Consider the following 11730-nt stretch of genomic DNA (forward strand, 5'->3'; position numbering starts at 1 on the left):
AATGAATATTATCTTGCTTGCTGCTCAAGGCTTATATAATACATGAGCTTATATACATTAAACAGAAAGACGCTTGGTTTATTGCCTTGCAAAAGCATCTTTACCTTCTCACCGAACAATTTATGAACTATTAGAATAGCCTTCACTAGATGAAATCGTACCATCCTATCTTTCATTTCTAACAACTTAGAATATCCTTTCAATAGCATCTGGTACTCATAAAGAGTTCGTAAAGACTCCTCCGTCTTATCTATAAACAAAGTGTTATTCTCATAGTCGGTTAGGGTTATGGGATTATTAATATGGGTTATCTGAACCCCGTTCTCTTCAAGAGCCTTACCCCACAATACATCTTCATAACCATAATGAGTGAGCTTCTCGTCAAATGGGTGTTGGACAAAGACCGCTCTTTTTACCATAAAGTTAGTAGTGCGGAAACTTTGAAAAGGTCTCTTCTGTCTATCACTCAAACTATTCTTTCGTTCGAAAGCACACTCATATTTATATCTAAGATTCCCTTTCCATTGTTCTGGATTGCCACCTATTTTGATGCCACCAACGACCACATCGCTTTCTGCTTGCGTGTATCTACGAATGAAATCGGGGTTATCAAGGGATAAATCACCGTCTATGAAGAGAATACGATCACCTTTTGATTGCGAGAAAAGGAAGTTGCGAATGGCTGACCGACCGACATTCTCCTGCCTTATAATATACCGCACGCCCTCTAACTGACCAATGACTTTGTTACACTCAACGATGTACTGATTCGTAGTATCAGCCATTGTCCCATCGTCAGCCACGATAATCTCATACGCAATACCACACTCCATACATTGCCGTTGTAGCTCTGTTACCAAAGCCACACAGCTACATTTATAGACAGGAAGGAGTATTGATAGCACGTAGAGGAATGCTTTAGCAAGATGAGGAAAGGTATTCTGCGAGCTTCTTAACGGCTCTTGCACGATGAGAAATCTGATTCTTCACCTCTTCGCCAAGCTCTGCAAAGCTCTTGTCATAGCCTTCTGGAATGAAAATAGGGTCATATCCGAAGCCTTCTTTACCATGTTTCTCGGTTGCAATACGCCCTTCGACACGTCCTTCAAATTGATGTTCTACACCATTAATGATTAATGAGATAACCGTGCGGAAACGTGCTGTACGCTCCTTAACATTCGACATCTTCGATAGCAACTTACGCATGTTTGCTTCGCTATCGTGGTCAGTTCCTTCAGCATAACGGGCTGAATGAACACCTGGCTCACCATTGAGTGCATCCACCTCAAGTCCCGTATCATCCGCAAAACAATCGTGATTGTAATGCTCAACGATGTAGGTTGACTTTTGGCGAGCGTTCTCCTCCAATGTTAAACCCGTCTCTGGGATATCCTCATGACAGCCTATTTCAGCCAAAGAAACTATCTCGAAGTCCTTACCAAGGATATCCTTGATCTCCTCTAACTTATGTTTATTATTCGTTGCAAATACTATTTTCATCTCAAAAAGCCATTTATTCTTTGTTTACAGGCACACTCTCAGCAGTTTGTTGCAGCTTCTCTATCTGCTTTTTCTTATCCTTCTTTGCCTTAATCTTTATCTGATCAAAGCCTTCACCATACACTCCTATGACCGAACTCTGGCTTACGAAGGCTGTAGGGTCAACCATCTTGATAAGACGGAAGATAGTTTTACTCTCGTTCTTCTTCGCTAGTAAGCATATAACCTTCATGTCATTGCCTGTGTACCAACCGTGTCCATCGAGTATAGTAAGGGCGTGCTCCGTCTCATCGACGATAGCTTTGGCTATTTCCTCATGTTTCCATGAGAAGATAAGGAACTGTACTGACTCCCTCCGCATGTTCATTACGTGGTCAAGCATGAAGCATTCGATGAACATAGTGCAGTATCCAAAGACCATCTTATGCAATCGGTCGACCATAGAACCAAACTGCGGGAAGAAGAGACAACTACCTACTATCAATATATCGACGCCCATCAACACTTGTCCTAACGATATGTCGCGATACTTATTGACGCAGGCTGCGATGATATCAGTGCCTCCTGTACTTCCATTATTTAAGAAGACGATGGCAAGACCAGTACCAGTTATACAACAGCCAATAATCAATGACATGAAATCCTGCCCTTCCCCAAGCACCTTAATGAAGTGTCCATGAGCATCAACAGGCATCAGGTCTTGTGCAAACTTCAGCATAAAGTAGAGCGCGAAGATAGCATATATGGTCTTCATCATAAACTTGAAGCCCAGAATCTTTAGTGCGACAACCAACAGGGAGATGTTGATTATCATGTAAGTGTTCTCTATCTTGAATCCAGTTGCATAGTAAACAATGGCGGACATACCCGTTACCCCACCCGTAACAATCTCATAAGGAAGGAGGAAGATAGTGAAGGCAACGGCATAAAGAAGCAGTCCCATCGTAAGAAAGAGATAATCCTTTGCTTCTGAACGGATAAGCTGTTGATTAATAGTCATAGGTCTTAAAAGGTATATAGAGGGGATGTGTGCAGTGTAGACACACATCCTCTCTGGTTTAGATATTAGTTACTTACAAACGATGTTGATAATCTTTCGAGGTACAACGATGGTCTTTACAATCGTTTTACCATCTATGTAATGCTTACTGCGGTCGTCTACTAATGCGCACTTCTCGATGTCTTCCTTCGTAGCATCAGCCGGGAAAGTCATTTGGAAACGTGCTTTACCATTGAAAGAAACTGTCAGTTGCACCTCATTCTCCACCAGGTAAGACTCGTCCCAAGCTGGCCAAGCGGCATCACAAACGCTCTTTGTCTCACCACCCAACTGCTCCCACAACTCTTCTGCCATGTGTGGTGCAAATGGCGCAATGACAATTACCAGCTTTTTCAACAGCTCCTTGTTAGCGCACTTCTGCTGACTTAGCTCATTAACACATATCATGAACGCTGAAATAGCCGTGTTGTAAGAGAACTGCTCGATATCTCCTGTCACCTTCTTGATGAGCTTGTGCACACTCTTCAACGACTCCTTCGATGGCTCCTCATCGTTCAGTTCCTGCTGATAAAGCTTCCAGAACTTCTTTAAGAAGCGGAAACATCCATCAATACCATTGGTATCCCAAGGCTTACTAGCCTCTACTGGACCTAAGAACATCTCGTAGAGTCGAAGTGTATCAGCGCCATACTGCTCCACAATATCATCTGGATTAACAACGTTGAACATGGACTTTGACATCTTCTCTATCGCCCAACCACACTTGTAAACAGCGTTACCTGCGGCACTCTCATTTGATGTTCTATCAGCCGACTTACTACCATCTTCAAAGATAAACTCGGCATCTTTATATTCAGGACGCCATGCCTTGAAAGCCTCAACATCGAGCACATCAGCATGAACAATATTCACATCGACATGAATAGGAGTAGTTTCATACTTGTCTTTCAGCCCTAAGCTAACAAAGACAGGAGCCTTTGAGTGGTCATCGGAATTGATTCGATAAACAAAGTTAGAGCGTCCTTGAATCATACCCTGGTTCACTAACTTCTCGTATGGTTCGTCTTTACAACTGCAACCAATATCGAATAAGAACTTATCCCAGAATCGACTGTATATCAAGTGACCTGTGGCATGCTCGGTACCACCCACATATAAGTCCACATTCTGCCAATACTCATCAGCCTCACGACCCACAAGTGCATCGTTATTATGCGGATCCATATAGCGAAGATAGTATGCCGAACTACCTGCGAAACCTGGCATTGTATTCAACTCAAGCGGGAATACGGTCTCATCATCTACTAGTGACTTATCAACAACCTTGTTTTCTTTCTCGCTCCAAGCCCACATCTTCGCACGACCCAATGGTGGTTCGCCACTCTCGGTAGGCTCATATTTATCTATCTCAGGCAACTCCAACGGCAAGCAGTCCGTTGGTACCATGTAAGGCATCCCTTTCTTATAATAGACAGGGAATGGTTCTCCCCAATAGCGTTGGCGTGAGAAGATGGCATCACGCAGTCGGTAATTCACCTTCACACGTCCGATTCCTCTCTCACTAACAAACTTCTTTGTCTTTGCAATAGCCTCTTTCACCGTGAGTCCATTGAGTGAGAAACCCTCCAAAGCTGCCTCCTTACCTTCCGCAGGAGAGTTAATAACGATTCCTTCTTTCGCATCGAAGCTCTCTTCCGACACGTCCGCACCCTCAATCAGAGGTACGATTGGCAAGTTAAAGTGCTTTGCGAAGGCATAATCACGGCTGTCATGAGCAGGCACAGCCATAATTGCTCCAGTGCCATAGCCCGCTAATACGTATTCAGACACATATATAGGAAGCTGCTCACCAGTGAATGGGTTAATACCATAAGAGCCTGAGAAGACACCCGTCACCTTACGGTCTGACATTCGTTCAAGCTCTGTGCGCTTCTTTACATAAGCCAGATAATCCTCCACCTCAGCTTTCTGTGCATCCGAGGTAAGCTCTACTACGAGTTCAGACTCTGGTGCAAGTACCATGAAAGTGACGCCAAACATTGTATCTGCACGCGTTGTGAAGATTGTAAACTTTCCTTCTTTCTGTCCTTCAGAACCATTTGGAGTAACATACTTAAACTCCACCTCTGTTCCTTCCGAGCGTCCTATCCAGTTCTTCTGGGTCTCTTTAATAGAATCAGACCAGTTTATTTTCTCTAAACCATCCAATAGTCTCTGGGCATAAGCAGACACTCTTAGGCACCACTGCTTCATCAGCTTTTGCACAACTGGGTATCCTCCACGCTCGCTAACACCATTGACAACCTCGTCATTAGCCAACACAGTACCCAAACCAGGGCACCAATTCACCATCGTCTCACCCAAGTAAGCAATGCGATAGTTCATCAGTTTCTCCTGTTGCTCATACTCATCCATACTCATCCAATCGCGTGCTGAGAATACAAACTCCTCACTTTTAGCCACGTCGAGATTGAGAGTTCCCTCCTCTTCAAAGTGCTTTACGAGTTGAGAAATAGGCTGCGCCTTCTGCAAACGATTGTCGTAATAGGAGTTAAACATCTGTTCGAATGCCCATTGAGTCCAATGGTAGTAATGCGGGTCACACGTTCTTACCTCTCTATCCCAGTCGAATGAGAAGCCAATCTTATCCAGTTGCTCACGGTAACGGGCTATGTTTTTCTTCGTCGTAACCTCTGGGTGCTGTCCAGTCTGTATGGCATACTGCTCTGCGGGGAGCCCATAAGCATCGTAACCCATAGGGTTTAAGACGTTAAAACCCTTGAGTCTCTTATAACGAGCATATATATCACTGGCTATATAACCCAACGGATGCCCCACATGTAAGCCTGCCCCGGATGGATAAGGGAACATGTTTAGCACGTAGAACTTCTGTTTATTCTTATCTTCAACAACCTTGTAAGTCTTCAAATCAACCCACTTCTGTTGCCATTTCTGCTCAATGTCTCTGAAGTTGTATTCCATTCTTTTCACTTGTTATAACTAATGTGCAAATTTACAAAAAGTATTCGATACTAATGCTATTTACCAGTCTTTAATTCGCTTAACGACCAACGATTAAAACACTAAAAAAGCCTCACCCCCGCCCCCTCTCCGAATGGAAAGGGGAGTGAATAGCGTTATTTACAAACAAAAAAGGCGTCTCTTCACATCAAGGAAACGCCCTCTTCGCATGGAAGAAACGCCCTCTTCAAAACAAAGAAGGCGTCTCTTTGTTTTTACCCCTGCTGTTCCAGCTAACGAGGCATTGCATCGTTACACCCCGACCTGCCATCCCCTTGCTCGCTTCCGTTAGGCACTCCCCTCCTTGGGAGGGGTTGGGGGAGGTTTTACCAGTCGGAGAGGGGACGGGAGTGAGGCTTCTTCTTTCCCCTTAGGGGAGGCTGGGAAAGGTAAAAAAACGTAAAAAAACAAGTAGTAACTATTGACAAGTTAAAAGAAAAAACATATCTTTGTCTCCGATTATTAACTATATCTTAGAAAGGATACCATTATGAGAAGAAACGCCATCCTACTATCAATAATCCTCTTCCTGACAACCTCTTTATCGGCACAAGAAGCCACTAAGAGCGACACAACGAAGACGCAAAAGTTGAAAGAAGTCGTTGTGACGCATCAAAAACAGCTGATTAAGAATGATATTGACAAGCTGACTTACAACGTGAAAGACGATGTGACGGCACAGACGAAGAGCACTTTAGAGGTGCTGAAAAAGGTTCCTTTCGTCACTGTTGACGGTCAGGACAATATCAAAGTACAAGGTTCTGCAAACTTCAAAGTATATAAAAACGGGCACCCCGACCCTGCTTTTGCAGGGCAAAGTCTCAAAGAGATACTGAAAGCAATGCCTGCTTCTACCATCAAGAGGATTGAGGTTATCACCGATCCCGGTGCTAAGTATGATGCCGAAGGGACGTCAACTATCCTCAACATCGTAACGATGAGCAATGTACGTATGCAAGGATTATCAGGCAATATACAAACAAATGTAAGTTCATACGGCTCTGTTGGACTTGGAACAACGCTCACTACGCAGGTGGGAAAGCTCACTACTACCATTAACTACATGGAATATTATCAGGCAGGGAAGCAAACGGAAAGAGAGGTAGAAAGCTCGTTTACATACCTCAAGACGGGTGAGAAATCTCTTGAAAAGAGTCACCACGCCACGAGAGGGAACATTCATATCGGTAACGTCAGTGCCAGTTATGAGCTTGACTCACTGAATCTCTTGACTGCATCGACCTCTCTTTTCGGCTATAAGGTGGGCAATACAATTATATCGAACTATGAACGATGGGACAAGAACAACCATCTTCTCTATCAATATGACGAATCCACAACGATACCTCACTACTCTTATTTCAAGATTGGAGGGCGATTAGACTATCAGCACAAGACTCACTTGGATGGAGAAGTGCTCACACTGTCTTACATGTTGGCTGCTACACGAAATAGGAAGACCAATCACATAGAGTTAAGTAACCTTGTGAATGCACCCTTCAACTACACTGCTTGTGACTTACATTCGCATGAGCGATTCACAGAACACACCTTCCAACTGGATTACGTGCACCCCTTTGGTAAACAGCATAAGCTGGAGAGCGGTTTAAAATACATCCTTCGTAACAATAACAGTCACACACGTACAGATTACACAGGCTCTATGCCGAACGAAGACAAGGAGTTTAAGCATAACACACAGGTGGCTGCTGCCTATCTGTCTTACCTCTTTACGGCTGGTAATTGGTCTGCTCGGGCTGGCTTGAGATATGAGTATAGCTATATGAAAGCCGACTTTCCCGATGGAAGCGGTACGGGTTTCCATGCCAATCTCCATGACTGGGTGCCCTCCGCAAGCGTTCAATACAAGATAACAGACGCCCAAACGATAAAGTTCAGTTATAGTACAAGCATCAATAGACCCGGTATCAAGTATCTTAATCCGGCTGTTGTTCGCACGCCAAACTATGTATCTTATGGTAATGCCGACTTAGGGAGTAGTCATAACCAGAAGCTCCAAATGACCTATACATTAATCACTCCGAAACTGACATGGAGCTTCACTCCTTATTACTCCTTCACTAATAACGATATAACAGGAACCCGTTACACTGATGGACAGGATATTGTTGCAACATACGATAACGTTATGAAGAAGAGAAGTATGGGGTTCTCTTCTTATACGCAATGGCAACCTTTCACAGGAACGAGCCTTAGTTTGAATGGTGCGGTTAATCACGGATCAGCATCCCCTCTCCTGCGATAAAGAACAGGGGCTGTTGGGGGGATATATACTTCGATGTGGAACAGAAGTTACCATGGAAATTGACTTTCGAGATGAACCTTTCTATAGAATTCGGGCGTCCTGTATACACTCCTTACCTATATGAAGGACGCTGGAACACCTATTCCTTCTACCTTACCAGACGTTTCCTCAAAGACAAACTCACCCTTATGATTTATAGTAATAAGCCTTTCACAAAACGACAGGAGTATAACACGCGTACCGTGAAAGGCGACTTTATAGGACAAGAGACGTTTTGGGGCAAGCCAAGAGAGTTCGGTATTAGCCTCTCATGGAACTTCGGAAAGCTGCGTGCAAACGTGAAGAAAGTTGATAGGAGTATAAAGAATGATGACTTAGTGGGCGGTACGAAGCAATAAAGAGGGCTATCAGAAGTGAGCAAAAATTTGCTTATTCATATAAAAAGGAGTATCTTTGCGAAAAACAAAGATACTCCTTTTTATATATGGCAACACATCCCTTATGGTCTGACGACTACTGGTTACTCCTCCTCCAGCTGTATTTAAAGAAGCCGGAGGGCATGAAGCCAATGTATTCCCATGCGTTGGTAGAGCTTAGTTTGGAACTTCATATACCGCCAAAGAGCCTCTATGAACAGCAATTCAAGCTGCGCCACCGTGACACACCAGTGTTACAACTTATCTGGGAAACCTACGCTGAGAACACACGCAAGCTCAATAAGGATGTGAAGAAACTGCGTTCAATGAAGGGATTCGGCAAAGCGAAGGAGTTTTATAATGGTGTGCAACTAAGAGAAACATTTGAGCATGACTTCCTTCCAATAGATGGTTATAATGAATTGAGACCTTTCATGCTCGTGATAATATTAGATCTTTACTTCCGACTGACGCCTATCACGATGGTAGAAGAGACTCCCGAGATACGAGAAATGGCTAAGTTGATGAAGATAAAGGCCCATTCTGTGGTGGAGGTAATGGATGTCTTCCAGTTTTGTGACCCTTATCTCAATCGTGATGACCTAATGATTACGCCCCTGTTATTGCCTTGTCAGGATATATGGAACCGATATGGTAATGATAACCCAGATAGACTTTCTGCCCTAGCTGCACAATTAAAAGATTACTTCCAGTGATTTTCATGCTTTTTTTTAGTACTTTTGTAGCGTAATTCAGGTATAGTAATGGCACAAGAACAAGTACAGATTCAGACCCAAAAGCAGCAACAGGTGCAGCGTCTCTCACAGCAACAAATGTTGCAAGTGAAGCTCTTGGAGATGCCACTCACCGAACTGGAAGAGTCTGTGAACGCCGAGTTAGATGATAACCCAGCGTTAGAAGCAGGTGGAGAGGAGTCTGATAGCATTGATACAAACGATTCCGTAGAACAGAGAGAGGATGATGATTTCGACTCACAACAGGAACGTGAGGAGAGACAAGACGCCCTTGACTCTGCTTTGGAACGTATGCAATCGGATGACGACTTGCCGACTTACGATGCACGACAGCAACGCAACAATGCTGACTATGAGGAGATTGTTTACGGAGATACCACTTCCTTTATCGATAAACTCAATGAGCAAGTGGGCGAACTGGAGCTAACTGAACGGCAAAGGGATATTCTGGAGTATCTTATTGGTAGTTTGGACGATGATGGACTACTGCGGAAAGACTTAGACACCATCAGTGATGAACTTGCAATCTACCATGGTATTGATGCTACAACACAGGAGATTGAGGATGTACTAAAGCTATTGCAGGACTTTGATCCAGCTGGTATCGGTGCCAGAAGTTTGCAGGAATGTTTGTTACTGCAAGTAGAACGAAAGGTTGAAAACGGCGAGTGGCAACGCAACGGACAGTTATATCAGTATGTGAAACAGGTTCTCACACGCCATTTCGATGCTTTCACGAAGAAGCATTGGGATAAGATTAAGGTTGCAATGGGGCTCTCTGATCTTCAAGTGGAGACCTTGCAAAAGGAGATACGCAAGTTAAATCCAAAGCCGGGAGCGTCTATGGGCGAAACACAAGGGCGTAACCTACAACAGATAACACCTGACTTTATCATCGAAACAGAGGATGATGGCACCATTACCTTTAGTCTTAATCATGGTAATCTACCAGAGTTACACGTCTCACCGAGCTTTAATGAGATGCTGGCAGCCTATCGGAACAATAAAGCAAGTATGAATCGACAAGAGAAGGAAGCCTTGCTTTATGCCAAAGAGAAGGTTGATAAGGCACAAGGATTCATTGAGGCAGTGAAGCAAAGACGCCATACTCTACAAGTAACCATGCGTGCTATCATTGATATTCAGCGTAAATTCTTCCAAGACGGGGATGAGGCTGAATTGAAGCCAATGATTCTTAAGGATATAGCAGACCGCACCGGACTGGATATCTCGACGATTTCTCGAGTGAGCAACATCAAGTATGCGCAAACAAAGTGGGGCACTTTCCCACTTAGGTTCTTCTTCTCTGATAGCTACACAACCACTGATGGCGAGGAAATGTCTACTCGGAAGATCAAGATAGCACTGCGAGATCTAATCAAGGAAGAGGATAAGAGTAAGCCTCTTAGCGATGACGCATTAGCAAAACAACTAAAGGAAAAGGGCTTCCCGATAGCTCGGCGCACTGTTGCTAAGTATCGAGAACAACTGGGCTTACCGGTTGCAAGGCTTAGAAAAGAATGATTGTAAAGGTATTAGAAGAACCATTTGAGATGAATGAAAAGAATATTATATTAACCGCAAGAGTAGTGAGTATGGTGCTCACACCCTTTTACTTACCCGTAGTAGGCATTCTTGCTATCTTTACCTTCAGCTATCTTAGCATGTTCCCGTGGCAAGCTAAGCTCTCTTATATCCTATTGGTTTATGCCTTTACAGTGCTTTTTCCCACCGTTCTTATCCATCTCTACCGTCAGTATCAGGGGTGGACTCCTATACAATTAGGGCAGAAAGAGAAGCGAGTAGTACCTTATATATTATCCATTGTGTGCTATTTTACGTGCTTCTACATCATGAACTTACTTCATCTACCGCACATGCTGACCTCAATACTCATCGTTGCTCTGGTCATACAGATACTCTGCGCCATCATTAATATATGGTGGAAAATATCGACGCATACGGCAGCTATTGGTGGAGTAACAGGTTCTTTGATAGCCTTCTCATTAATGTATAACTTTGATCCAATGTGGTGGCTATGCCTTACACTGATAGTTTCAGGGATGGTTGGAAGCAGTAGGATGATTCTAAGACAGCACTCTTTAGAACAAGTGACATCGGGTTTCTTCCTTGGTATCATCAGTTCCTTCCTTACGATTATAAACTTATAAGTAAACGAGATAAGCATCAACTCATCTAAAACAAGAATTAAATATGAAGCCATTAGTTAGTATTATCATGGGTTCGACAAGCGACTTACCAGTAATGGAAAAGGCTTGTAAGTGGTTAGAACAGCAAGAGATTCCTTTCGAAGTGAATGCTCTTTCAGCACACAGAACGCCTGATGCTGTTGAAACCTTTGCTAAAGAAGCTAAGGGAAGAGGCGTAAAAGTAATCATCGCAGGTGCTGGTATGGCAGCAGCCTTACCTGGTGTCATTGCTGCATCAACCCCATTACCAGTCATCGGAGTACCTATCAAGGGTATGCTTGATGGTCTCGATGCAATGTTATCGATAATTCAAATGCCTCCAGGGATACCTGTTGCAACCGTAGGAGTCAATGGCGCACAGAATGCGGCGATACTTGCTGCAGAGATGATAGCGCTTGGTAACGATGCTATTGCACAAAAGATCGATAACTGGAAGGCGTCTTTAGGACAGAAGATAGAGAAGGCTAATAAGGAACTAGCAGCCATTCAGGACTATAAGTATAAGTGCTAAGCAACTTTATTAGCCGTAACTCATCATTCAAAACTCATCCTTCATGATTGT

The 11730-nt window shown here is 43.6% G+C and carries 8 protein-coding genes and 1 pseudogene; 5 read left to right on the plus strand and 4 right to left on the minus strand.

What is annotated here, in order from left to right; all coding sequences use genetic code 11:
- Window positions 1–8: 8 nt before the first annotated feature.
- From F0475_RS01100 to F0475_RS01115, 4 genes are all read right to left on the minus strand, one after another.
- Window positions 9–905 carry a glycosyltransferase family 2 protein gene (locus F0475_RS01100; RefSeq protein WP_317163166.1) on the minus strand — a complete coding sequence of 299 codons (897 nt, stop codon included), beginning with the start codon at window positions 903–905 and terminating at the stop codon, window positions 9–11.
- Window positions 906–918: 13 nt separating this feature from the next.
- A complete protein-coding gene (locus F0475_RS01105; RefSeq protein ID WP_155715022.1) occupies window positions 919–1500 on the minus strand; it encodes a non-canonical purine NTP diphosphatase in 582 nt (193 codons plus the stop codon).
- A gap of 13 nt (window positions 1501–1513) precedes the next feature.
- The gene (locus F0475_RS01110) at window positions 1514–2500 is read right to left on the minus strand and encodes a YitT family protein (RefSeq protein ID WP_155715023.1); all 987 of its coding nucleotides are present in this window, start codon (window positions 2498–2500) and stop codon (window positions 1514–1516) included.
- A 69-nt stretch (window positions 2501–2569) separates the two neighbouring features.
- A complete protein-coding gene (locus F0475_RS01115; protein WP_155715024.1) occupies window positions 2570–5482 on the minus strand; it encodes a leucine--tRNA ligase in 2913 nt (970 codons plus the stop codon).
- A 529-nt stretch (window positions 5483–6011) separates the two neighbouring features.
- Here F0475_RS01115 and F0475_RS01120 point away from each other — a divergent pair.
- From F0475_RS01120 to purE, 5 genes and pseudogenes are all read left to right on the plus strand, one after another.
- Window positions 6012–8185: pseudogene (locus F0475_RS01120) on the plus strand (TonB-dependent receptor domain-containing protein).
- An 86-nt stretch (window positions 8186–8271) separates the two neighbouring features.
- Window positions 8272–8919: a hypothetical protein gene (locus F0475_RS01125; protein ID WP_155715025.1), complete on the plus strand. Its 648-nt coding sequence runs from the start codon at window positions 8272–8274 to the stop codon at window positions 8917–8919.
- Between the two features lie 48 nt (window positions 8920–8967).
- On the plus strand, window positions 8968–10482 hold the full coding sequence (gene rpoN / locus F0475_RS01130) for an RNA polymerase factor sigma-54 (RefSeq protein ID WP_155715026.1): 1515 nt from the start codon (window positions 8968–8970) through the stop codon (window positions 10480–10482).
- A gap of 29 nt (window positions 10483–10511) precedes the next feature.
- Window positions 10512–11129 (plus strand): hypothetical protein, encoded by a 618-nt coding sequence (locus tag F0475_RS01135; protein WP_155715081.1) that lies wholly within the window; start codon window positions 10512–10514, stop codon window positions 11127–11129.
- 43 nt (window positions 11130–11172) lie between these two features.
- Complete coding sequence (gene purE / locus F0475_RS01140) at window positions 11173–11679, plus strand: 5-(carboxyamino)imidazole ribonucleotide mutase (RefSeq protein WP_004383071.1); 507 nt, start codon at window positions 11173–11175, stop codon at window positions 11677–11679.
- Window positions 11680–11730 lie beyond the last annotated feature (51 nt).

Source organism: Prevotella vespertina, assembly GCF_009728485.1.
Taxonomy (GTDB): domain Bacteria; phylum Bacteroidota; class Bacteroidia; order Bacteroidales; family Bacteroidaceae; genus Prevotella; species Prevotella vespertina.